Origin of the sequence: Nonomuraea sp. 3-1Str (assembly GCF_031570565.1) — a bacterium.
In the GTDB taxonomy this organism is placed as follows: Bacteria; Actinomycetota; Actinomycetes; order Streptosporangiales; family Streptosporangiaceae; genus Nonomuraea.
In genome coordinates, this window is record NZ_JALHBK010000039.1 from 16,847 (window position 1) to 39,466 (window position 22,620).

Genomic DNA, 22,620 nt, shown 5'->3' on the forward strand with positions numbered 1-22,620 from the left:
GCGGACAATGACAGCACTCGATAGGGGTTGGGCGTGTCGGGAGACAAAAAGGGGGTTGTAATGATGCGTCCGTCTTTGCGATGAGCCTTGTCCGGGGGCCGTAAAGCCCGGCAAAGCAGATGCAAGAACATCGCACGACTAGGGCATACCCGGCCCGCGAGCCGGGCAGCGTCGCCAAGCTTGCGCGCATGGCCGACGCCCCGCCCCTCCCGCAGTCCCCGGCATCCGTCGATGCGCCCGCGCCCGCGCACCTTCCGTCCCGCCCGCTGGCCCGCCTCTCGCGCCTGCTGCCGGCGGTGGCCGTGCTCGGGTGCGCCGCGCTCGCGCTGAGACTGAACGGCGTCGCGGCCCGGGACATGGTGGTGTTCGGCCTGTACGTCGCCTTCGGCCTGGCGCTGCCCGGCGCGCTCTGGGTGCGGGCGCTGTACCGTCGCGCGCACGTGCTGCCGGAGCAGGTCGCGTTCGGCGTGGCGCTGGGCTACGCGCTGGAGGTGCTCACCTACCTGCCCGCCCGCGCCCTCGGGCAGCCGGTGCTCGTCGTGGTGTGGCCGCTCGGCACGTACGCGTTGTTCGCCGCCGTTCCCCGGCTGCGCGCGCACTGGAGGCGGCGGCCGGACGCGGGCCACGCCCCGCTGTGGTGGTCGTGGAGCCTCGCCCTGGTCGTGATCGCGGTGATCGCGCTGGTCGCCGCCGGCTTCTTCGCCGGCCAGCCGCTCACCTGGCCGTCGCTCCTGAGGTCGCCCGTGGACATGCCCTTCCACCTGGCGCTGACCGGCGAGCTGAGGCACCACGTGCCGCCCATGGTGCCGTCGGTCGTGGGGGAGCCGCTCGCGTACCACTGGTTCGTGTACGCGCACCTGGCGGCGGCGAGCTGGGTCACCGGGATCGAGCCGGTGATCCTGCTCTTCCGGCTCGCCATGCTGCCCATGCTGGCCGCGTTCGTCGTGCTGATCGCGATGGTCGGCCACCGCATGACGGGCTCGCGGAAGGTGGCGCTGGCCGGTGTGGCGGCCACGGTGTTCGTGGCCGCGCCCGGCCTGTACGCGGGCTCGGTCTCCGGCCTGCTGACCTGGGCGCCGCCGTACTCGTGGGCCAGCCCCACCCAGACCTTCGCGGCCCTGCTGTTCGCCCCCGTGATGCTCCTGCTCCTCGACCTGCCCGGGCGGCGGCGGAGCCGGGGCTGGTGGGCCGTGCTGACGGTCATGCTCATGGTCCTCACCGGGGCCAAGGCCACCTACCTGCCCCTGCTCGCGGCCGGCCTGCTGGTGGTCGTGGTGGTGGAGACGGTCACGTGGTTCCGGCCGCCCCGGCAGGCGGCCGCGGTGCTCGGCCTGACCGTGGCGTGCCTCGTGTTCGCGCAGACGGTCCTGTTCGGGGGCGCACGGCAGGGCATCGTCGTCGATCCGCTGTCGATGGTCCGGGTGACCTGGCGCAACCTGACGGGCGCCGGAGCGCGGGCGGAGGTCCCGTGGCAGGCGCTGGCCGGCGCGTCCCTCCTGTGCCTGCTGGGCGCGGCGATCGCCTGGTGCGGTGTGCTCGGGCTGCTGTGCCGGCCTCGGCTGCTCGCCCGTCACCCCGTGCCGCTGATCCTCGGCATGAGCGCGGCCGGGCTGGGCGCCGCGCTGCTGCTCGGCCACCCGAACCTGTCGCAGGGGTACTTCCTTCAGGCGCCCTTCCCGTACCTGGCGATCCTCGCCTGCCACGGCCTGGCCACGGTGGTCCGCAGGACCGGGGTGCGCCCGGCCGCGGCGGTGGGCGCGGGCTGCGCCGGGGTGGCGGCCGTCCTGGCGATCCGGGTGCTGCTCGGCGTGGGGGTCCCGTTCCGGGACGGCGAGGACGCCGCCGCGCTGTACCTGCCGTACACCGCGCTGCTCGGCATGGTTCTGGTGGCCGTGGTGGCGCTGCGCGCGCTGCGCCAGAGCCGGGCGCGCACGTTCGCCCTCGTGCTCTGCCTGGTCACGGCGGCCGGCACGCCCGCCGCGTGGGCGGCCCAGCTCCTGCCCGGCGCCCCGCCCGGCCCGCTGGTGCTCGGCCGGCACCGGCATGTGGGGGAGGAGGCGCCCCGCGGCGCCCTGGCGGCCGGCCGGTGGCTGCGCGCCAACTCTGACCCGGACGACCTGGTCGCCACCAACGCGCACTGCCGCTGGCATGGCGAGGACCCGTGCGACAGCCGCCGCTTCTGGGCGAGCGCGCTCAGCGAGCGGCGGGTGCTGGTCGAGGGGTGGGCGTACACGACGACCTCGCTGGCGGGCCTGCGTCCGGGCGAGGCGCCCCGGTACCGCCCGTACGGGGACCAGGAGCGGCTGCGCGCCAACGACGCCGTCTTTCAGCAGCCGTCGCCGGACACGGTGCGGCTGCTGCGCGAGCGCTACGGCGTGCGGTGGCTGTTCGTGGACGAGACCCTGATGCGGCCCGGCACCCAGCTGTGGGTCCATGCCAAGCGCCGCTTCCGCTCCGGCGACCACAGCGTCTACGAGCTGACCGACGACACGTAGCCGTACCGGCGCGGGGCCGGAGTCACGCCGACGGTAGGGGCCGGCGGTAGGGCCCGGCGATATGGGCCGACGGTATGGCCCGGGGCACGGGCGGGCAATGTTTGCGGTCGCCGGAGCGTCGCCGCCGCCACGGGCTTGCCGATGGCGATGATGCGCTGGTGAAGACCATGACGCACGTCTGCGAAGTGATCAAAGTTCTCCACGTCGGCGGCGCCGAGACGCTGCTGGTGGAGCGCCTGCTCGCCGCGCCCCGGGCGGATATGCGCTACACGGTGGTGTGCCTGTGGGCCTCCGACGAGCGCGTCGAGCGGCTCGGCGCCGCGGGTATCGAGGTCGTCCAGATGGTGTCCGGCCCACGCCCGCTGCGCCTGCTGCGCCTGGCGGCCGCGGTCAGGCGGCTGCGGCCCGACGTCGTCCACCTGCACTCGCCGCTTCCCGCGTCGCTGCTGCGCGTGACGACCCGGCTCTGGCGGCGGCGCCCCGCGCTGATCTCGACCGTGCACAACGTCCGCTACCGCCTGCCGACGATGCTGCTCGACCGCGCCACCGGATGGCTGGACACCCACACGGTGGCCGTCTCCGCGCAGGTCGCCCGCGCCGTCGCCAGCCGGGGCGCGCGCCGGCTGTCCACCAGGATCCACGGGGTGGACGTCGCCGGGCAGCGCCGCCTGGCCGGGGAGGCCGCGCGCATCCGTCGCGAGTGGAACGTTCCAGAATCGGCCTTCCTGATCGCGCACGTGGCCAACTTCCGGCCGCAGAAGCAGCACGACCTTCTCATCCGGGTCGCGGCCAGGGTGGTGGAGCGGGACCCGCGGGCCGTGTTCCTCCTGGCCGGACAGGGGCCGCTGGAGGAGCAGATAGCCCGCCAGGTGGCGGACCTCGGTTCGGACGGCGTGCGGTTCGTCGGCTGTGTGCCGGACGCCGCCCACCTGATCGCCGCGGCCGACCTCCTCGTCCTCAGCTCCGCGTACGAGGGCCTGCCCGTTGTGATCATGGAGGCGCTCGCCGCGGGCGTGCCCGTGGTGTCCACCTCCGTCGGAGGCGTTCCCGAGCTCATCGAGCACGGCCGGAACGGCTACCTGACCAGGCCCGGACACGCCGGCGACCTCACCGAGGCGATCCTGCGGGCGATGCGCCCCGACGAGCACGCGCGGCTGCGCGAAGGCGCGCGGGAGAGCGCGGACCTGGTGGACATCAGCCGGACGGCCGAATGGTTCGAGCGGCTCTACGACGAGGTCCTGGCGTCATGACGGCCCAGGGCTCCCGGCCCGGCCCACGTCTGCGGCGGGTCGCGCTGCTCATCGGGCACCTGGAGGTCGGCGGCACCCAGAAGCAGCTGGCCCTGATCGCGCTGGAGCTGCGCCGCGCGGGCGTCGAGGTGGACGTCCTGACCCTGTCGAAGGGCGGCCCCTTCGAAGCGCCGCTTCGCGACGGGGGCGTCGGCGTGCACCACCTCGGGTTCGCCAGGGGAGCCGGCGCGGGGAACGCGCGGACCTTCGCCCGCATGGTCGGTACGCTGCGGCGGCTGCGGCCGGACGTGCTGCACGCCTTCCTCTACCACGGCTACCTCATCGGGGTCCCGGCCGCCCGGCTGGCCGGCGTCCCGGTCGTGGTCGCGGGACGGCGCAACGAGAGCCGGCTCGACCTGCGGCATCCGTGGAGCGCGGTGCTGGACAGGGCGGTGACCCGGATGACGGATCACGTGGTCGTCAACGCGGTGGCGCTCGCGCGGGACGCCGTCTCGGCCGGCGCGCACCCTGACCGGCTTTCGGTGATCTACAACGGCCTGCCCGGCGCGGCGTTCGATCCGGCAGAGCCGGAGCCGGTCGGCACGAGCCTGCCGGTGCTCGCCTGCGTGGCCCGGCTCAGCGAGGAGAAGGGGCACCGCTTCCTGCTGGACGCGCTGGCGCTGCTGGCCCGGCGGGGCCGGCCGTGCACGCTCGTGCTCGCGGGCGACGGCCCGGAGCGTGACCGCCTGGAGCGGCAGGCTGCCGTTCTCGGCATCGACGTGCGCTTCCTCGGGTCCAGGACGGACAGCGCGGGCCTGCTCGCCCGTGCCGACGTGGTGCTGCTGCCCTCGCTCACCGAGGGCCTGAGCAACTCCGTCATGGAGGCGATGGCGGCCGGCCGGCCGGTCGTCGCCACCTCGGTCGGCGGCAATCCCGAGCTGCTGGAGGGCCGGGGGGTCCTCGTCCCGCCGTCGGAGCCGGTGGCGCTCGCCGACGGGATCGGCCGGCTGCTGGACGACCCGGAACTGGCCGGGCGGCTGGCGTCCGCGGGGCGCGCGTGGGCGCGCAAGCACTTCGACACGCACGTCATGGTCGACGAGCACGTCACCCTGTACCGCCGGCTCCTGGAGAAGTGACATGCCCGACAGGTCCCCGCAGGACACGACGTCCTCGGCGGCCGTCGCCTTCCGCGCGCTGGCCACCCGCGGGTTCCGCCTGGCCCTGGAGACGGCGACGGGGGTGCTCATCGCGCGCACCCTCCAGCCGGAGGGCAGGGGCGTCTACGCGGTGATCACCACCGCCGCGTACGCCGCGATCGTCGTGGGCCACCTCTCGCTGGAGAAGTCGCAGATCACCCTCTGGTCGGACCGCTCGCGGCAGCAACCGCTGGCCACGAACGGCCTGATCCTCGGCCTCGTGCTGGGCTCCCTGGCGGCGCTGGGCGCCCTCGGGCTCGTCGCGGTGAGCGGCTCGCCCGGCGGGTTCGCCCTGTGGGCGACGGCCCTGTCGGTGGTGCCGCTCGGCGCGGCCACGGTCAACCTCAACGGCATCCTGACCCTGCGCTCGCGGATGGACGTGGTGAACCGCTGGTCGCTGGTGACCGCGCTGGTCTGGTGCCTGCCCGTCGTGGCGCTCGCGGCCACGGGCCGCCTGACCATCGGCGGCGTGATCGTCTGCTGGGCGATCGCCATCGCCCTGCCCTTCCTTCTCGTGGTGGGCGGGGTCCGGCCCGCCTCCCTGCGGGTGGACCGCGCCCTGGCGAGACGCCAGCTCGGCCTCTCGGGCAGGTACCACGTCGGATGGGTGGCCCTCTACCTCCTCGTCGTCGTCGACGTCCCGCTGCTCGGCGCGCTGGACTCGCCGGCCACGGTCGGCGTCTACACCGTCGCCGTCACGGTCATGACCCTGACCCGCATCCCCTGCGAGACCGTCGCGCAGGTCGTGCTGCCCCAGCAGGCCGCCAGCGACGTGGAGGAGGCCAAGCACATCACGGCCCGCGCGTTCAGGCTCGTCCTCCTCCTGTCCTTCGTCCTGGTGGCCGGGCTCGCCGTCTGCGCGCCCTGGCTGATCCCCCTGGTCTATGGCCGGTCCTTCGCCGGAGCCGTGGCGCCGCTGCTCGCGCTGGCTCCCGGCACCGTCGCGCTGATGCTCATCCGGCCGCTGGAGCAGCATCTGGTACGTCTGGCGCGCCCGATGACGATGACGTACGTCTCGATCGGCGCCCTCTGCGCCAACGTCCTGCTCAACCTGGTGATGATCCCCCGATGGGGCGCGGTGGGCGCCGCGCTGACGTCCACGTTCACCTACAGCGCCATGGCCGCCGTCGAGCTGTTCCGGTTCACCCGGGCGACCGGGGTTCCGCTGAGCGCGCTGGTCCCGCGCGTCGCCGACGTGCGGGTGGTGCTGCGTCCCGTGATGAGGAACCGGGAATCCCCGAAGAGGGAGTCACTGCGGCAAACCCGTTGACATGGCGGCCAAAAATTAGATCAAGTCAGACTTTCGGTCATTCGGCGGTGAAAGCCCGATGGCTAAGGTCGGCCGCATGCCGGGAACATGCATCCTGTCCGTCGACACCGAGCTCGCATGGGGCACGGACGCCGCCGACCTGCCGAAACTCGCGAAGGTCTTCGACGAGGAACCGCGGATCATCAGGCGGTTGATCGGCCTGCTGGACGACTACCGGATCCCGGCGACCTGGGCCGTGGTGGGCCGCCTCCTCCTGCCACCGGACGGCCGGGAGCCCACGCGGACGCCGCAGGAGTGGTACTACGCGCCCTATCTGCTCGACTGGATCAAGGGCGCCCGCGTCGAGCACGAGATCGGCACGCACACCTTCACCCACGTGTACGCGCACCACGCGTCCACCACCCGGGAGGTCTGGCTGCGTGAGCTCGAAGCGGCCGCCCGGGTCAGCGAACGGCTCGGGCTGCCCATGCGCTCCATCGTCCATCCGCGCAACCAGATCGCGTACGTCGACTCGCTCCCGGACTTCGGCATCATCGCCTACCGCGGCGTCGAGCGGAACTGGTACGGCAACCGCCTCGGAGCCCTGCACTTCCTGGACCGCGCCCTCGGGACGCCGGCCACGACGTACGACCTGAGCACGCTGAGGAAGGGCGAGCGGCTGGTGGACCTGCCCGCCTCGCAGTTCCTCGTCGGGAGCAACGGGCCGCGCAGGATGATCCCGGTCTCCTCCCGGGTCAGGCAGGCCCGGCTCGGGCTCGACCGCGCCGCCCGCCGGGGCGAGCTCTACCACCTGTGGTTCCACCCCTTCAACCTCGACGGCGACCTGATGTTCGGCGCGCTGGAGCGGATCCTGCGCGAGGTCGCCGCCCGCCGTGACAGGGGCGAGCTGCGGGTCCTGACCATGGAGCAGGCCGCCGAGCACGTCCTGCGGACCGCGACGGTCACCGGCCCCGGGACGGCGACGCGCGCATGAGCGAAATCATGATCATGGCGTCCCGTGGCGAGACGTCGTACCTCCTGATCAACCACCTGGCGGAGCGATTCGATGTCTCCGTGGTGGTGTTCGAGGCGGCGCACCAGGCGAAGATGCTGCGGCACCGCCTGCGCAGGCTCGGCGCGGGCGCCGTCGCGGGACAGCTCGCCTTCCTCGGCTACGACCGCCTGGTGATCGCGCCCAGGTCCCGGGCCCGCATCGCGGCACTGCTCGACGGGCACGACGTCCGCCCGCCCGACGGCCGCCTCGACGTCCTGGACGTGGACTCGGTGAACAGCGAGGAGGTCGCCCGCCTGCTCGCGGCCCGGCCGCCCGCGGCGGTCGTGGTCTCGGGCACGGGCATCATCGCCAAGCGGATCCTCGACCGCGCGCCCGCGTTCGTCAACATCCACGTCGGGGTCACGCCCCGGTACAGGGGCGTGCACGGCGGTTTCTGGGCCGTGTACGAGGGCCGCCCCGAACTGGTCGGCACGACCATTCACCTGCTCGATCCGGGGGTGGACACCGGTGAGATCATCGAGCAGCGGGCCGTCGCCGTCGACCCCTTCACCGACACGTACCGGACGCTTCCCGTCAAGCAGTACCTGGGCGCCCTCGACGCGATGGCGGACGCGGTCCGGGCGGTGCTGGACGACCGGGCGCGGCCCTATCGGCGGACGGATCTGGAGAGCCGCCAGTGGTATTCGCCGACGCCTCGGCAGTACCTGGCCTTCAGGCGGGAGATGAACCGGATGCGGCGGTCGAGCAGGCAGCCGGTGCCGCGGTGAGCCCTCTCCAGGCGGCGGCCGCGTACACTCATGGCCACATCAGGGAACGGCAAGGAGTCTGCCTCGCGCCGAGCGCCTGACCTCGACGTGATCATGGGCGCGGCCACACTCCCCTCATGGCCACATCTCGTCAAGATCACGCGCCCGGACCACCGGGGGACGTACGACCGAGCCCGCCGGCCGGGCAGAGACGGCACCCGGCTCGCCGGACCTGGGGGCGGCGGCTCCTCGCCTGGGCGCCCGCGGCGCTCACGATCGTCTTCGTCGCCGCCGTCCTGAACCTGCACGGTGTCTCCTTCCGGGACATCGCCTGCTACGGCGCGTACCTGGTGCTGTGTCTCGCGCTTCCCGGCCTGCTGCTGGTGCGCGCCCTCTACGGCGACAACCGCACATCGGCCGAGGAGCTGGCGCTGGGCACGGCGCTCGGGTTCGCCGTGGAGGTGGGCGTCTACATCCCGGCCCGCGCGGTGGGTCTCCCGCTCCTCGTCCTGGCGTGGCCGATCGCCACATACGCCGCGTTCCTCGCGGTGCCCGGCCTGCGCGGGCACTGGCGGGGCAAGGGAGCCGGTCCCGCCGCGCCGGTCTGGTGGCCGTGGGTGCCGGCGCTCCTCATCTGCTACCTGGTGGCCAAGACCTCCCACAGTCTCTACGGCATCGCCCCGCTGACCTGGCCGGAGCTGGTGAGGTACGCGGACGACGCGCCGTTCCACCTCGGCCTGATCGGTGAGCTGAAGCACCACATGCCGCCGATGAGTCCCATCGTCGCCGGTGAGCCGCTCTTCTACCACTGGTTCGTCTACGCGCACTGGGCGTCGGCGAGCTGGATCACCGGCGTGGAGCCGCTGGTGCTGCTGCTGCGCCTGGGCATGCTGCCGGTGCTGGCCGCGTTCGTCGTCCTGGTCGCGATGCTCGGGCGCCGGGTGACGGACTCGTGGGCGGGCGGCGCGCTCGCCGCCGGGGCCACGCTCCTCGTCGGAGCCCCCCGGCTGTTCCTCGGCTCGGCCGGGACGTTCACCTGGGGCGGCATGCACGACGCGGCGTGGTTGAGTCCCACGTTCGCCTTCGGGGCGGTGCTGTTCGTCCCCGTGGTCCTGCTGGTGACCGACCTCATCCAGCGACGCCGGTACGACCTGCGCGGATGGCTCCTGCTGGGGGTGTTCCTGCTGGCCGTCATGGGGGCCAAGGCCACGTACCTGCCGATGCTCCTCGTGGGGCTGGTGGCCGTGGCCCTGGTCGAGGCGGTACGGCGGCGCCGGGTGCCGTGGCCCGTGCTCACGGCGCTTCTGATGACCGGTGCGTGCCTGGTCTTCGCGCAGTTCGTCCTGTTCGGCGGGCGGCGGCAGGGGCTGATGGTCGCGCCCTTCTCGTACCTGCGCACCGTGTGGCAGGAGCTGACCGGCATGCCGGTGGGCACCGCTCCCGCGCTCGCGTCGCTGGCCGGCGTCGCGGTGATGTACCTGCTGGCCTGGGCCGTCACCTGGAGCCCGATGCTGGGGCTGCTGAGCAGGCCGAGGCTGCTCCTCCGGCCCGACGTGGTCCTCCTGACCGGCATCGGCGCCGCCGGGCTCGGCGCCATGATCGTGTTCGACCATCCCGGCCAGAGCCAGGTCTACTTCCTGTGGGGGTCGCACCCCTACCCGGTGATCATCGCGGTGTTCGGCGTCCTCGCCGTCCTGCGGCGGGCACGGGTGCCGCGCGGGCTCGTCGTGGGCGCGATCGGTGCCGGGCTGACCGCGGCCTACGCGATCCCCTTCCTGTGGGGCGTCACGGCGCCGCTCGGGCCGGGGCAGCCGGACACCGCCCTCTGCCTCCCGTACCTGACGCTGCTCGTCGCCGTCGCGCTCGCGGTCGTCGTCATCGTCACCACGCGGGCCCGGATGCGCGGCTGGGCCCTCCTCGTCACGGCGCTGGCCGTCATCGGCCTGCCCGCGGCGCACCACGCGCGGGTCGTCTCCTTCCTGTCCGGGCTCGCCGGGCAGCCCGCCGCCGCCGCGGCCGAGCCGGCGCCGACGGCACCGTCCGGCGCGCTGTCCGCGGCGCGCTGGCTGCGCGACCATTCCTCGCCGGACGAGCTCGTGGCCACGAACGTGCACTGCCGCTGGGGCCAGGAGGACCCCTGCGACTCGCGCCAGTTCTGGCTGTCCGCGCTGACCGAGCGGCGCATGCTGGTCGAAGGATGGGCGTTCACGGTGCACAACGCCGACAGCTGGCAGCCCGGACGTCTGGAGGAGCACCAGCCGTTCTGGGATCAGGAGCGGCTGGAGGCGAACGACGCGGCCTTCCGGTCGCCGTCCACGGCCACGATCCGGGAGCTGCGGGAAGGACGCGGCGTCCGCTGGCTCCTCGTGGACGAGCGGAGCCCGGGAGTGAGCCCCGCCATCGGGCACTTCGCCCGGCTCGGCTTCCGCAGCGGCGACTTCGCCGTCTACCGGACCGAGGCACCCGCGGGCTGACGGCCCGGGGACCCGTGCGGCGCCACCTCAGCGCCGCACGGGCGCGGGTGGGACCGGAACCGGAGGGACCGGATCGGGCGCGCCGGGCGCACGCGCCTCCGGCGGAAGGGACGAGGGCTCCTCGCGGGAGGTCCTGGTCCAGGCCACCGCGGCCAGCAGGCTGGTGACCATGACGATGGGGATGCGCTGCCGGAAGATCAGCCCGATGTTGGACATGGTGGTCGCGTAGGCGATCGTGCAGGGCACGATGAACAGCAGGAGCAGCAGCAGCGTCCTGCGGTCCTCGCGCCACATCCGGCGGCCTCCCCGCACGGCGGCGTACAGCAGGACGTACCAGGTGAGCACATCGATCTTGCCCAGGTGCATGGTGAGGCTGCCGCTGGTCCACGGGAAGGGCGACATGACCGTGTAGACCAGTTTCGGCCCCAGAGCGTCCCACCGGTCGCCGCCGTCGTCGAAGAGCACTCCGGAGTCGCTGTCGGCGTTGGCGCGGATGACGACCTCCGACTGCCCCCGGTCGAGCTGCCGCTCCGCCTGCTCCAGCGGCGTGTTCTCGTACACGCCGCCCGCGAACAGCATGGCGACCACCAGGATCGCGCCGAACGCGAAGAGCTTGCGCAGCGACAGTCTCGACTTCGAGGCCACCACGCCGCAGACGAGCGGGAGCCCGGCGACGAAGACCATGTACGGGCGGACGTACCACAGGCACCACAGCAGCGGCGCGGCCGCCAGCAGCATGCCGAGCCGGAACCGGTGCGCGACGGACACCCCGACGCCCACGCACGCCACCACGAGGAACGCGTTGAACCCGTCCTTGTAGGTGTCCGACGTGTGCAGCAGGAACGCGGGCATGAACGCGGTCACCGCCAGCAGCAGGAACGCCGCCCGGTCGTCGGCGCCGATCAGCCGCGCGACGCGGTAGATGACGACGCAGAGCGCGCAGGCCAGCAGGGCCACGACGGCCGTGCAGGCCAGCGGCGCCGGGCCGCCGCACACGTACATGATCAGTGCGAAGACGTTGCACGGCAGCGCGGCGGTCCCGAGGAAGTTCAGGTTCTCCTCCGTGACGAACTGCAGGCCGTCCAGCTTCCAGGAGTTGACGATCAGCATCGCGCGCGCCTCGTAGGCCAGGTTGTCGCCGCCGTAGTCGATGACACCCGCGCGCATCACCAGGACGTGGACGACCAGACGCACCCCGAACGCGGCGAGCAGGACGGGCAGGGCCCGCCGGGCCACCGGCGCGTCCAGGTGCGCGTTGACCAGCATGACGAGTGTCACGGCGGCGGCCGCGACGATGACGTATTCCATGGATGACGACTTTCAGTCCACCTGAGCACCGTGCGGCGACGCCCAGCAGCCGATCCGAACCGCCGGCAGGCAGGTCGGCGACGACGACGCTAGCGCCGACGACTGGGCGGCTCACTTTTCGCGGGAGGTGAATGGCCCGCTGATTACTCCGCTTTGCGGACTCTTTCCGGTAAGGCGGATTTTCTGCTGCGCACCTTGTTCCGGGAATGGCGACAAATCCTCAAGAGAGTAAGCGGCGACTCCCGGACGATCATGCTCAGGTAGGGAGGGAGAAAACATTTCACCACTCTCCGCGACGGCATGAGCGGAACGCGCCGATATCGCAGCTAGCTTCGCGGAGGTGAGCCAAGCCTGTCACTGGGGAGCCGTATGAAGCCGGACAGTCGGATTCGCGTCATGGAGATCATCGCCCGCATGAACGTGGGCGGTCCCGCCACGCTGGTGTGCGGGCTCTCCGCACGGCTGAACCCGGAAGAATTCGCGCACCGCCTCTACACCGGCCACGTCGACGGCGGCGAGGGCGACCACCTTGAGCTGCGCTCCTCCGGCATGCCGGTGCACCGCATCCCGGGACTCGGCCGCACCATCAGGCCGACGGACGACGTCCGCGCGCTGTCCGGGCTCGTGTCGGCGATGCGCTCCTACAGACCGCACATCGTGCACACCCAGACCGCGAAGGCTGGCGCGCTCGGGCGGGTCGCGGTCAGGCTCGCCGGGATCCCCGCCGCGCGGGTCCACGGCTTCCACGGCCACCTGCTCCACGGCTACTTCTCGGGCCCGAAACGCGCGCTCTACGTGGGGACCGAGCGGTTCCTGGCGTCCATGTCCGACCGCCTGGTCACCGTGGGCGCGCGGGTGCGCGACGAGCTGCTCCAGGCCGGCATCGGGCGCCCGGAGCAGTACGTCGTCATCCCGCCCGGCGTCCGGCTGGGACCGGTGCCCGGCCGCGGGGCCGCCCGGCTGGCCCTCGGCCTACCGCCGGAGGCGCCCGTGGTGGCGTACGTCGGCCGGCTCACCCAGGTCAAACGGCCCGACAGGTTCGTCGCGGCGGCCCGCGAGATCCTGCGGGCCAAGCCGGACTGCCACTTCGTCGTCTGCGGCGGCGGCGAGCTGCTGGAGCAGCTGGAAAGGGACATCGAGCCCGTCCGCGCGTCCTTCCACCTGACGGGCTGGCGCAAGGACGTGGAGACCGTCTACGCCGCCGCCGACGTGGTCCTGCTGACCTCCGACAACGAGGGGACCCCGCTCACCCTCATCGAGGCGCAGATGGCCGGCACTCCGGTCGTCGCCTCCCGCGTCGGCAGCGTCGCCGAGGTCGTCCAGGACGGGCGCACCGGGCTGCTCGGCGCCGCCGACTCCGCCGAGCTGGCCACGCACGTCGTCCACCTGCTCTCCGACCCCCAGCTCGCGACCCGGCTGGGCGAGGCCGCCCGCCGCTGGTCAACCGCCTCCTTCGACGTCGACCGCCTGGTCGCCGACACCGAGACCCTCTACCGATCGCTGGGCGAGTCCCGCCGGGACCGTCGTGTCACCACAGAAGGGATCAACGGGTGAAAGTCCTGGTAACCGGCGGCGCCGGTTTCATCGGTGCGAACCTGTGCCGGACGCTCGCCGCGCTGCCCGAGATCGAGGGCGTCACGGTCCTGGACGACCTCAGCACCGGCGACCTGGCCAACCTCGACGGCGTGGCCGTGCGGTTCGTGCTGGGCAGCATCCTCGACGCGGACCTCGTGGGCCGCCTGGTCGCGGACGTCACGACGGTCGTCCATCTGGCGGCGCGCCCGTCCGTGCCCCGGTCGCTGGCCGACCCCCTGGCCACGCACGAGGTCAACGCGACCGGGACGCTCCGCCTGCTGGAGGCGTGCCGGGCGACGAGGCCGCACGTGATCCTCGCCTCCTCCTCGTCCGTGTACGGCGACACGGCCGGGCCGTTCAACCACGAGGACCTGCCGGCCAGGCCGCTCAGCCCGTACGGCGTGAGCAAGCTGGCGACCGAGGCGTACGCCCTGGCGTACGCCTCCAGCTTCGGCCTGCCGGTGCTGCCGTTCCGCTTCTTCAACGTCTACGGCCCGTTGCAGCCGGCCGACCACGCCTACGCCGCGGTCATCCCGGCGTTCGTGTCGCGGGCACTGGAGGGCGCTCCGGTGCCCGTTCACGGCGACGGCCACCAGGCCAGGGACTTCACCTACGTCGGATCGGTGACGGAGGTGCTGGGCGAGGCGGCGCTGCGCCGGGTGACGAGTGCGAGGCCGGTCAACCTGGCCTTCGGCACCCGCGTGCCGCTGCTGACGCTCAAGGAGGTGCTCGGCTCGGTGCTGGGCCGGCCGATCGAGGCGGTGTTCCTGCCGCCGCGCACGGGCGACATCCGCCAGTCGCAGGCCTCCCCGGACCTGCTCCGTGAGCTCTTCCCCAGGGTCCGCCCGACCTCGCTGGAGGACGGGCTCCGCATGACGGTCGCCTGGTTCCAGAGGGAGACGACCGCGACCGCGAGCCCGGGCGTGCCCGCGTGAACGGCCGCGGTCTCCAGCAAACGAACTCGTCACTAGGGGAGAGCATGAGCAACGCAAGCAGCCTCAGGTACCTGATAACGGGCGGCAGCGGCTTCGTCGGGTCGCACCTGACCGACGCCCTGCTGGCCCGCGGGGACGAGGTCGTGGTCCTCGACAACCTGTCCACCGGCCGGCTGGCCAACCTGCGCCCGCACCCGAACCTGCGCTTCGTGCAGGGCTCCATCCTCGACGAGCTGATCGTGGACGAGCTGGTCCGGCAGTGCGACATCGTCGTCCACCTGGCCGCGGCGGTGGGCGTCAAGCTCATCGTGGAGCAGCCGCTGCGCTCCCTGATGACCAACATCCGCGGGTCCGAGATCGTCATCGAGACCGCGCACCGGTACCGGAAGAAGATCCTCGTCACCAGCACGAGCGAGATCTACGGCAAGAACTCCTCCGGGCCGCTGCGCGAGGACGCCGACCGCATCCTCGGCAACACCGGCGTCGTCCGGTGGGCCTACAGCACCGCCAAGGCCGTGGACGAGATCCTCGCCAACGCCTACCACCACGAGCGCGGCCTGCAGACGATCGTCGTGCGGCTGTTCAACACCGTGGGGCCGCGGCAGAGCCCGGCCTACGGCATGGTCATCCCGCGCCTCGTCCAGCAGGCGCTCACCGGCGTGCCGCTGACCGTCCACGGGGACGGGACCCAGACCCGCTGCTTCGCGCACGTGGCCGACGTCGTCGACGCCCTGCTGCGGCTGCTCGCCTCGGAGGCGGCGATCGGGCAGACGTTCAACATCGGCTCGGGGCACGAGATCAGCATCCTGGAGCTGGCCAAGCTCGTCGTCGAGCACACCGGCTCCACCTCCGGGGTGGACCTCGTCCCGTACCACGAGGCCTACCAGAAGGGCTTCGAGGACATGACCCGCCGGGTGCCCGACACCACCAAGCTCCGCGAGCTCACCGGGTGGGTTCCGCGCCGCACACTGGACGTGATCCTCAGCGAGGTCGTCAAGGAGGCCCGCGAGGAGCTCGCGGCGGCGTCGCGGTGAGCGGAGCACTCACGTCCGCCGCCTGCGCGGCCGCCTTCCTGATGACGGCGGTGACCGCCGTCCCGCTGAAACGCCTGGCCCTGCGCTGGGGCATGACCGACCGGCCGGGCGGGCACAAGGCGCACAAGCGGGCCACCCCGTACCTCGGGGGCGTCGGGATCGCGCTGGTCACCGTCCTCACCACGGTGGCCGGGGGCGGGCTCGCCGACCTGCGGCTCACCGCGATCCTGCTGGCGGCCACCGCGGTGGCCGCCCTCGGCCTCATCGACGACATCGCCGCGCTCCCGGCCGTCACGCGGCTCACCGTGGAGGCGGTGGGCGCCGTCGGCGTCGTGCTGGCCGGGGTGGAGCTCACCGTGACCGGAGGGTGGGCGGACGGCCCGCTGACAGTGGTGTGGATCGTCGTGGTGACCAACTCCTTCAACCTGCTCGACAACATGGACGGCGCGCTGGGCGCGGTCACCGCGGTCAGCGCCGCGTTCCTGGCCGTGGTCGCGTTTCTCCGGGGGGAGGCCGCGTTCGGGCTCTTCCTGGTGGTGCTGGCCGGCGCCGCGCTGGGGTTCCTGCCGCACAACTGGGCGCCGGCGAGGATGTTCATGGGCGACACCGGGTCGCTGTTCATCGGCTTCGGCCTCACCTGCTCGGCGATCGTCCTGGTCACCGGGCGCGGCCCGGACACGACGGTCGCGGGGCTGCTCCTGCCGGCCTTCGTCGCGATCGTCGACACGGGGGTGGTGGTCTTCTCGCGGGTCCGGGCGGGCCGGTCGCCGCTGTCGGGCGGCACCGACCACGTCTCGCACCGGCTGCGCCGGCTGGGCTTCGACACCCGGCTGGTCGCCGTGGTGCTCGGGCTGACCGCCGGGCTCGCCGGCGCGCTGTGCACGGCGATGGTCCTCGGCCTGGTCCCGCCGCTCGCCGCGGCGCTCGTCGCCGCCGTGACGGCTCTCGCCGCCATCGGCCTCTTCCAGGGCGTGCACGTGTACGCGCCACGCCGCTCCTTCGAGAACCCTCCACGAATCCGCGAAAGGCGGCGATGATCCGTTGGACCTGCTCTACTTCATCCGGCTCGCCCGCAAGAACTGGGTGCTCCTCGTCCTGTCCTTGATCCTCTCGGTCAGCGCTGCGCTGGTCGTGACCGCGAACATGCCGCCGAAGTACGCCGCGACGGTCACCATGCTGTTCTCCAGCCACGACAAGAAGGGCGCGTTCTCACCCGCGTACCAGGTCAGCAGCCTGGCGCAGGGCGCGCAGTCGTACGCCGCCCTGCTGACGAGCCGGCGGACCCTGAGCCAGGTGACCAGGCCCGAGGACGTGGCGCGCCTGCGGGAGAACGTCACCGCGGAGATCGTGCCCGGGACCGTCCTGCTGCGCGCGATGGTCACCGACACGGACCCCGCCCGGGCCGCCGCGCTCGCCAACGGGCTGGGCGCCCGGTTCGCCTCGCTGGTGGAGCAGATCGAACGGCCGACGCCCAACAGCCGGCCGACCGTCAAGGTCACCATCATCGACCAGGCCGAGGTGCCGAAGCAGCCGGTCAGTCCCGTGCCGCTGGTGAACGTCCTGGTCGGCGTGCTGATCGGGCTGATCGTCGCCGTCAGCTCGCTCATCCTGCGCGACCGTCTCGACACCACCGTCAAGACCACGGGGGCGCTGCAGCAGGCGGCCGGCAGCTCGACGCTCGGCGTCATCAGCTACGAGCGGGACGCGCGGCGCCACCCGCTGATCGTGCGGCACAAGGGACGCTCGTTCCGGGCCGAGGCGTTCCGGTCGCTGCGCACGAACCTGCAGTTCATCGGCGTGGACCGGCAGCCGAAGTCGCTGGTGGTGACGAGCTGCCTGCCCGCCGAGGGCAAGTCGTCCACCTCCTCCAACCTGGCCATCACGCTCGCGCAGGCCGGCTGGCGGGTCCTGCTCGTGGACGGCGACCTGCGCCGCCCCCGGCTGCCCGACTACTTCGGCATCGAGGGCGGCGTCGGCCTCACCGACGTGCTGATCGGCAAGGTCCGGCTGGAGAGCGTCATCCAGACGTGGGGGGACCCGCGCCTGTTCGTGCTGCCGTGCGGCCAGATCCCGCCGAACCCGAGCGAGCTGCTCGGCTCCCAGGGCATGCGGCAGCTCCTGGCGGAGCTCACGGCCCACTACGACATCGTCATCATCGACGCGCCGCCGCTGCTGCCCGTCACCGACGCCGCCACGCTGTCCGCGCTGTGCGACGGGACGATCCTGGTGGCCAGGTACGGCCGGACCCGGCAGGAGCACGTCGTCCGGGCCGTCGAGCTGCTGACGTCCATCAACGCCCGCCTCGTCGGCACGGTGCTGAACTTCGTCCCGCCCAAAGCCAGCCGATACGACGGCTACGGCTACGGCTACGGCTACGAGGCCCGGGTGTCGGAGCCCGAGGTCAAGACGCCGGTGGGTGTGTGAGCAGCCGCAGCGGGACCGCCAGCGCCTCGGCGATCCGGCGTCCCGCGGCCCGGTAGGCCCACCGGGACCGGCCGTACGGGTCGGGGATGTCAGGGGCGTCGACCCGGACCAGGCCGCGCAGGGACGCGGCCTGGTCCACGAGCGTCCGGGCCCGGCGCGCGGGGTCGCGCTCCCGCGCGACCTCCTCGACGGGGACCTCACCGGCCAGCGCGCCGAACTCCGCGATCGTGAACGTCCGCGGGGCCGCCGGCAGATGCAGGGCCACGGCCGCGGCCCGGTGGGCGGCGGTCGCGGCCAGCACCAGGTCGGCCCCGGCCACCAGCGGGGCCGTCAGCGGCCGGGAGACGAAGCCGGACGGGTCGCCGCCGAGCAGCAGCAGCACGCGCACGGCGTTCCCGGGCATCGGCCTGCCGGGGACCGCGCGGGTTCCCGCGCTCCCCACCTCGAACGCCGGGCCCAGCGCCGCGCGGGCCAGCCGCTCGGCCAGCGGCGACCGGCAGAGGTTGCCCGTGCACACGAACAGGATGCGGAAGGCGTCCGTGGTGTCGCGCACGCTCAGCCCTGGGGCGAGGGGGACAGACAGCCGCGCCGGTCCTGGAGGATCCGCGTCGTCTGCGGCCGCACGAGCGGCTGCACCGGCACCTCCGGCGCCGCGGCCGACGCGGGCTCCATCAGCAGGAAGTCCACGGTCCGCGCCTGGCCGGGGGCGAACTCCAGCACCGTGGAGTAGACGGGATGCGACCGCTCCACCTCCCGGATGGGCTCGATCCGCCGGCCGTCCACGCGCACCTCCTCGGCCCTGGCGCCCACACCCGCGTACAGCGACACCCAGAGCAGCGTCGAGCCCTCGGCGTGGCGCTGGTCCGGCGTGTCGAGGCGGGTCGTCACGTACTCCGGCAGGCTGCGGCGCGGCACGTCGTTGTCCAGCCGCACGCGGACGCGTGAGGCGCGCCACCCGCTGGGGCTGCACCGCCCGAGCCGGTACTCCAGCGAGCGGTTCAGGTAGTAGTCGAGCTTGTTGCCGGCGGAGTTGTTCACGACCAGCCCGGCGAACGGCCCGGGGTCGCGCGGCAGGACGCCGCCGAGCGGGGTGGCGGCCAGACGGCGCTCCTCGGCGTCGTGGCGGCTCCAGATCTGGATGCGCCGCTCCTCCACCATGCGCGTCAGGACGGACACCGCCCTCAGCGCGTCGGGACGGGCCTGGAACATGGCCTCGCTGACCGCGCCGGCGATCCGGATGAGGAACCGCTTGCGCCGCTGCGGGTCGTCGAAGCGGGCGTAGGCCTCCCGCTCGGTGAGGTCCACGACGTTCCGCGCGGTCACGACCGTGCCGTCCGGCAGCTTGACCGGGCCGATGAGCTCCAGCAGGCGGGACAGGCCGACGGGGTCGGTGGCGATCGCGCCGTCCAGGCGCTGCCCGGTCTGCCGCTCCCACAGTCCGGCCCATGTGGCCGCCGCGTACGGGAAGTGCGGGGACAGGTTGGAGATGGACAGCATCGAGAGGGCTTCGCGGCCGTAGCGGGCGCGGTAGGCGCGGCCGTGGTCGGCGACCGGCACGGGGCTCTCGGCCAGGCCCGTGTTGGCGGAGAGCCGGTCGATGCCGATCTTGCCGTGTCCGGCGCGGAGGATGCCGAAGGCGCCGACCAGGCCGCCGGTGCCGCGGGACTCGGCGTTGGTCTGGAAGGCCAGGAAGTAGTGGCGCGGGCCGTCGTGGCCCAGCATCGGGGGGAGCAGCGCGGCGGCGCCCGCCGCGGCGTGGAGGTAGCCGAGCAGCCGGTCCGTCTCGCTCAGGGCCGTCGCGCGGGCCGTGTCCAGCTCGGTCAGGCCGGTGTCCGCGGGGGTGGCGGCCAGGCGCTGCCTGGCCCGGTCGATCCGGGTCACGGCGGAGTCCAGCCCGGGCCCGGCCGCGGCGAGCTCGCCGAGCAGCCGGGGGGCGTCGCGCATGGAGAAGCCGCCGGGCCGCACCAGCCGCTCGCCGCTCTGGTGCACGGTGGCGAGGACGTCGGTGAGGTCGGCGGCGGTGTCGGCCAGGCCGCGGACGGCCGTCGCGCCGTCCCCGACGAGGGGCGATCGCGTGAGCAACGACCAGTCCGGCCCCGCGGTGAGCCGGCGCGCCTCGGCGGCGTGCCGGCGGGCGTCCGCGAGCGCCCCGTCCATGAGTTCCGGGGCGCTCGCGGGGAGCCGTTCCAGCGCGTCCCTGGTCGCCTGGAGGTGCTCGCGCACGTCCAGGCCGAGACGCGCCTCCCAGGCGCCGGCCAGCGTGAGACACGCGGCCGGACCCAGCAATCCGGCGACGAGGAGTCGTCGCCGGTTCCTACGTGGCTGCCGCTTCTTACTTGGCATCGGAGGAGCGGCGGCGCCTCACGGCGACGACGGTGCCCGCGGCGCCGATGAGCAGCAGGCCCGTGCCCGCCGCCATCAGCGGACGCACGTCCGTGCCGGTCATCGGCAGCTCGGCGGCCTCCTTCTTCCAGCACTCCACCTCGAAGCAGCCGCCGTCGTGGCCGTGGGGGCCGCCCCACGGGCCGTCGTCCCAGGGGCCGAGGTCCACGGTGAAGTTCTTGTCGAAGTCGCTCGGCGTGGGCGTCGGGGTGACGAGGTCGTCGTCGTCGTCCGACTCGTCGTCATCGGACTCGTCGTCGGAGTCGTCCCCGTCGTCGTCCCCGTCATCGTCATCGTCGTCGTCGAGGGCCTGGATCAGGCCCGCGTCGGTGTCCGCCAGCTCCTCGGTCGTGGTGCTGCCGGGCACGAGACCCGACTCGCCGTCGTCGGCCGCCAGGGCACCCGGGGTGTCACAGATCTCGTCGCACTCCGCGGCCGAGCCCGGCACGAGGCCGGAGATGGGCTGCGGCGCCGGGGTGTTCGACAGGACGTCGAGCTGGCTGAAGTCGCCGAGGTCCACGTCACCGGACGACTGGTGGGCCGACGCGGACTCGGTGGCGTCCTGCTCGTCCTCGTCCTCGTCCTCGCCCACCCCGACGGCGACGGCGTCGGCCTTGGCGCCGTTCTCGTTGTCGCTGACGTTGTTGTTGTGGAGGCAGGCGTCGACGTCGGCGTCCACGCGAGGGCACGGCGGGTACGGCGGCCGCAGGAGCGGCACCCGCACGGCCGTGCCGGCCTGCGTGGCGGTGGTGGCCTGCGCGGCGGCGGCCGTGTGCGCGACGGCTGTGGCCAGCCCCGCGGTTCCGAAGGCGATCCCACCCCCTACCGCCACGGCCGCGAATATTGATTTCCTGACTTTTTGTGCCATTTCGGACTCCCCGAGACGGTAGTGCGGGCCATAGAACATGGCGACGGGAATAGCCGGCGACATGTTCACTACGGAACCCGTTATATGTGCCGGGTCCGGGGACGCTCCGCGCGGCACACGAGCCTTACCGAACGATCAGGCATCGTTCGCCGGCCGTTGACGCTGCCGCGATGGCCGGGCCCGCAAGGGGTTTCGCGTATTCGCCGTCTCATCCGGAGTGTCCCGCGTTCGCGGTCGTCCGGCGCGTGGCTGGCGGCCATGTGCCCTTCTTTTACCCTTCATCCCCCTAACCCGGGCGTCCGCCTTTTGGGTCGTTCTATTTACCGATAAAAGGCGCGAAAGGCCGTACGAACGGAAAAAGGGGGAACAGTGGGAAAGACGGGCACGGCCGGAAAAGCGGGCGTGTGAAAGCTCCCGCGTGGCGCCGGAACCGGGTCGCGCGGGGTCGTGGAAGGTGGGCGGCGATCCCGGATGGGCGGGCGTGCCCGGGGTCAGCCGTTGCGGGACAGCCAGAGGCCGATGGCGGTGACGCGCGAGTCCACGCCCAGCTTGGCGTAGATGCGGTTGACGTGGTTCTTGACCGTCTTCTCGCTGAGGAAGAGGCGCCGCGCGATCTGGCCGTTGGACTGACCCGCGGCGATCAGGTCCATGACCTCCGCCTCGCGCTTGCTCAAGGACGTGAACACGCTATCGAACGCTGCGTCGTCGACTCTCATCCGGCCTCCGGGGGCGCGCAGACGGTCAGAATCGCCGATGCCCCCGCGCTTCCGGCGTTAGCGGTAGACAGTGAGCATAGCTCGCATTGTCCTGCTTTGGGGACGACAAGGAGAAAACGGCGAAGGCCGGCCCCGTGGGACCGGCCTTCGCGTGCGGGGTGAGTGAAGGGACTTGAACCCTCGGCATCCAGGACCACAACCTGGCGCTCTGCCAACTGAGCTACACCCACCATGAGTCGCCCCGCGAGGCGGCACAGGAAAAGTGTAGCGGTGTTCGGGAGTCTTTACGCCATCAGCGGCGCGCCGACACGTGTGCGTCGCCTCACCCCCGGGCCCGCCTCCCTGGTCGGCCGCGGGTGCGCCCGGTCGTCCCGGGTCAGCCGCTGACGCGCTCGGCCAGTGTGCGCGCCGTCGCCGAGTCGGGGCCGGGCTGGGCGACGAACACCGCCGCGCGGTAGTAACGCAGCTCCCTGATGCTCTCCGTGATGTCGGCCAGCGCCCGGTGCCCGCCCTGCTTCTCCGGCGCCGCGAAGTAGACGCGGGGGTACCAGCGGCGCACCAGCTCCTTGATGGAGGACACGTCGATCATCCGGTAGTGCAGGTGCGCGTCGACCGCCGGCATGTCACGCGAGATGAACGTGCGGTCGGTGCCGATGGAGTTGCCGCACAGCGGCGCCCTCTTCGGCTCGGGGACATGGCGGCGGATGTAGTCGAGCACGAGCGACTCGGCCTCCGCCAGCGTCACCCCGCCCGCGAGCTCCGGCAGCAGCCCCGAGGCGGTGTGCATCTCGCGGACCACCTGCGACATCTGCTCCAGCGACTCGGGCGGCGGCTTGATGACCACGTCGACGCCCTCGTCGAGCTGGTTGAGCTCGCTGTCGGTGATGACACACGCCACCTCGACGAGCGCGTCACGGCCAAGGTCCAGCCCGGTCATCTCGCAGTCGATCCAGACCAGCACGTCACTCATTCGT

The 22,620-nt window shown here is 72.6% G+C and carries 18 protein-coding genes and 1 tRNA gene; 12 read left to right on the forward strand and 7 right to left on the reverse strand.

All coding sequences use genetic code 11. The features are described 5' to 3' along the window. The first annotated feature begins 188 nt into the window (after nt 1-188). From MTP10_RS38370 to MTP10_RS38400, 7 genes are all read left to right on the forward strand, one after another. Nucleotides 189-2,495, forward strand: coding sequence for a hypothetical protein (locus tag MTP10_RS38370; RefSeq protein ID WP_310716390.1), 2,307 nt, complete (start codon nt 189-191; stop codon nt 2,493-2,495). Between the two features lie 167 nt (nt 2,496-2,662). After that, nucleotides 2,663-3,745, forward strand: coding sequence for a glycosyltransferase (locus tag MTP10_RS38375; RefSeq protein ID WP_310716461.1), 1,083 nt, complete (start codon nt 2,663-2,665; stop codon nt 3,743-3,745). Next, nucleotides 3,742-4,860, forward strand: coding sequence for a glycosyltransferase (locus tag MTP10_RS38380; RefSeq protein ID WP_310716391.1), 1,119 nt, complete (start codon nt 3,742-3,744; stop codon nt 4,858-4,860). Before MTP10_RS38375 ends, MTP10_RS38380 begins: the two co-directional genes overlap by 4 nt. A gap of 1 nt (nt 4,861) precedes the next feature. Continuing rightward, on the forward strand, nt 4,862-6,190 hold the full coding sequence (locus MTP10_RS38385; protein ID WP_310716392.1) for a polysaccharide biosynthesis C-terminal domain-containing protein: 1,329 nt from the start codon (nt 4,862-4,864) through the stop codon (nt 6,188-6,190). A gap of 76 nt (nt 6,191-6,266) precedes the next feature. Continuing rightward, nucleotides 6,267-7,163 carry a hypothetical protein gene (locus MTP10_RS38390; RefSeq protein WP_310716393.1) on the forward strand — a complete coding sequence of 299 codons (897 nt, stop codon included), beginning with the start codon at nt 6,267-6,269 and terminating at the stop codon, nt 7,161-7,163. Continuing rightward, a complete protein-coding gene (locus MTP10_RS38395) occupies nt 7,160-7,951 on the forward strand; it encodes a formyl transferase (protein WP_310716395.1) in 792 nt (263 codons plus the stop codon). The genes MTP10_RS38390 and MTP10_RS38395 overlap by 4 nt, the downstream gene beginning before the upstream one ends. A gap of 116 nt (nt 7,952-8,067) precedes the next feature. Then, on the forward strand, nt 8,068-10,404 hold the full coding sequence (locus tag MTP10_RS38400) for a hypothetical protein (RefSeq protein ID WP_310716396.1): 2,337 nt from the start codon (nt 8,068-8,070) through the stop codon (nt 10,402-10,404). Between the two features lie 27 nt (nt 10,405-10,431). Here the strand turns inward: MTP10_RS38400 and MTP10_RS38405 are convergent, their stop codons facing one another. Next, entirely contained in the window at nt 10,432-11,712 is a 1,281-nt protein-coding gene (locus tag MTP10_RS38405) for a hypothetical protein (RefSeq protein WP_310716397.1), read from the reverse strand. Nucleotides 11,713-12,108: 396 nt separating this feature from the next. On the opposite strand from MTP10_RS38405, the gene MTP10_RS38410 reads away from it, so the two are divergent. Genes MTP10_RS38410 through MTP10_RS38430 form a run of 5 tightly spaced genes read left to right on the forward strand, consistent with a single transcriptional unit; the run spans nt 12,109 to nt 17,680 of the window. Next, entirely contained in the window at nt 12,109-13,266 is a 1,158-nt protein-coding gene (locus MTP10_RS38410; RefSeq protein WP_310716399.1) for a glycosyltransferase, read from the forward strand. Beyond that, nucleotides 13,263-14,222: an NAD-dependent epimerase/dehydratase family protein gene (locus MTP10_RS38415; RefSeq protein WP_310716401.1), complete on the forward strand. Its 960-nt coding sequence runs from the start codon at nt 13,263-13,265 to the stop codon at nt 14,220-14,222. The genes MTP10_RS38410 and MTP10_RS38415 overlap by 4 nt, the downstream gene beginning before the upstream one ends. 44 nt (nt 14,223-14,266) lie before the next feature. Beyond that, nucleotides 14,267-15,256, forward strand: a complete 990-nt coding sequence (locus MTP10_RS38420) for a GDP-mannose 4,6-dehydratase (RefSeq protein WP_310716402.1) — start codon at nt 14,267-14,269, stop codon at nt 15,254-15,256. Continuing rightward, nucleotides 15,253-16,293 carry an MraY family glycosyltransferase gene (locus MTP10_RS38425; RefSeq protein WP_310716403.1) on the forward strand — a complete coding sequence of 347 codons (1,041 nt, stop codon included), beginning with the start codon at nt 15,253-15,255 and terminating at the stop codon, nt 16,291-16,293. The genes MTP10_RS38420 and MTP10_RS38425 overlap by 4 nt, the downstream gene beginning before the upstream one ends. A gap of 4 nt (nt 16,294-16,297) precedes the next feature. Beyond that, nucleotides 16,298-17,680 (forward strand): polysaccharide biosynthesis tyrosine autokinase, encoded by a 1,383-nt coding sequence (locus MTP10_RS38430; RefSeq protein ID WP_310716405.1) that lies wholly within the window; start codon nt 16,298-16,300, stop codon nt 17,678-17,680. On the opposite strand, the gene MTP10_RS42180 is transcribed toward MTP10_RS38430, so the two are convergent. The 6 genes from MTP10_RS42180 to orn form a co-directional block, all read right to left on the reverse strand. Beyond that, nucleotides 17,658-18,233: a hypothetical protein gene (locus MTP10_RS42180; protein ID WP_397334575.1), complete on the reverse strand. Its 576-nt coding sequence runs from the start codon at nt 18,231-18,233 to the stop codon at nt 17,658-17,660. The two genes, MTP10_RS38430 and MTP10_RS42180, sit on opposite strands and share 23 nt — an antisense overlap. 2 nt (nt 18,234-18,235) lie before the next feature. Continuing rightward, nucleotides 18,236-19,966, reverse strand: coding sequence for a DUF4012 domain-containing protein (locus MTP10_RS38440; RefSeq protein WP_310716407.1), 1,731 nt, complete (start codon nt 19,964-19,966; stop codon nt 18,236-18,238). Nucleotides 19,967-20,012: 46 nt separating this feature from the next. Further along, entirely contained in the window at nt 20,013-20,894 is an 882-nt protein-coding gene (locus MTP10_RS38445) for an LPXTG cell wall anchor domain-containing protein (protein ID WP_310716409.1), read from the reverse strand. A 527-nt stretch (nt 20,895-21,421) separates the two neighbouring features. Then, nucleotides 21,422-21,646 carry a helix-turn-helix transcriptional regulator gene (locus tag MTP10_RS38450; RefSeq protein ID WP_310716411.1) on the reverse strand — a complete coding sequence of 75 codons (225 nt, stop codon included), beginning with the start codon at nt 21,644-21,646 and terminating at the stop codon, nt 21,422-21,424. A 157-nt stretch (nt 21,647-21,803) separates the two neighbouring features. Then, nucleotides 21,804-21,876: transfer RNA gene (locus tag MTP10_RS38455), tRNA-His, on the reverse strand. Nucleotides 21,877-22,022: 146 nt separating this feature from the next. Beyond that, on the reverse strand, nt 22,023-22,616 hold the full coding sequence (orn, locus tag MTP10_RS38460; protein WP_310716412.1) for an oligoribonuclease: 594 nt from the start codon (nt 22,614-22,616) through the stop codon (nt 22,023-22,025). Nucleotides 22,617-22,620 lie beyond the last annotated feature (4 nt).

Bases quoted from the DNA above. Each gene is read 5' to 3' on its own strand.
- MTP10_RS38370 (WP_310716390.1), top strand. From the start codon at position 189: ATGGCCGACGCCCCGCCCCTCCCGCAGTCCCCGGCATCCGTCGATGCG.
- MTP10_RS38375 (WP_310716461.1), top strand. From the start codon at position 2,663: ATGACGCACGTCTGCGAAGTGATCAAAGTTCTCCACGTCGGCGGCGCC.
- MTP10_RS38380 (WP_310716391.1), top strand. From the start codon at position 3,742: ATGACGGCCCAGGGCTCCCGGCCCGGCCCACGTCTGCGGCGGGTCGCG.
- MTP10_RS38385 (WP_310716392.1), top strand. From the start codon at position 4,862: ATGCCCGACAGGTCCCCGCAGGACACGACGTCCTCGGCGGCCGTCGCC.
- MTP10_RS38390 (WP_310716393.1), top strand. From the start codon at position 6,267: ATGCCGGGAACATGCATCCTGTCCGTCGACACCGAGCTCGCATGGGGC.
- MTP10_RS38395 (WP_310716395.1), top strand. From the start codon at position 7,160: ATGAGCGAAATCATGATCATGGCGTCCCGTGGCGAGACGTCGTACCTC.
- MTP10_RS38400 (WP_310716396.1), top strand. From the start codon at position 8,068: ATGGCCACATCTCGTCAAGATCACGCGCCCGGACCACCGGGGGACGTA.
- MTP10_RS38405 (WP_310716397.1), bottom strand. From the start codon at position 11,712: ATGGAATACGTCATCGTCGCGGCCGCCGCCGTGACACTCGTCATGCTG.
- MTP10_RS38410 (WP_310716399.1), top strand. From the start codon at position 12,109: ATGGAGATCATCGCCCGCATGAACGTGGGCGGTCCCGCCACGCTGGTG.
- MTP10_RS38420 (WP_310716402.1), top strand. From the start codon at position 14,267: ATGAGCAACGCAAGCAGCCTCAGGTACCTGATAACGGGCGGCAGCGGC.
- MTP10_RS38450 (WP_310716411.1), bottom strand. From the start codon at position 21,646: ATGAGAGTCGACGACGCAGCGTTCGATAGCGTGTTCACGTCCTTGAGC.
- orn (WP_310716412.1), bottom strand. From the start codon at position 22,616: ATGAGTGACGTGCTGGTCTGGATCGACTGCGAGATGACCGGGCTGGAC.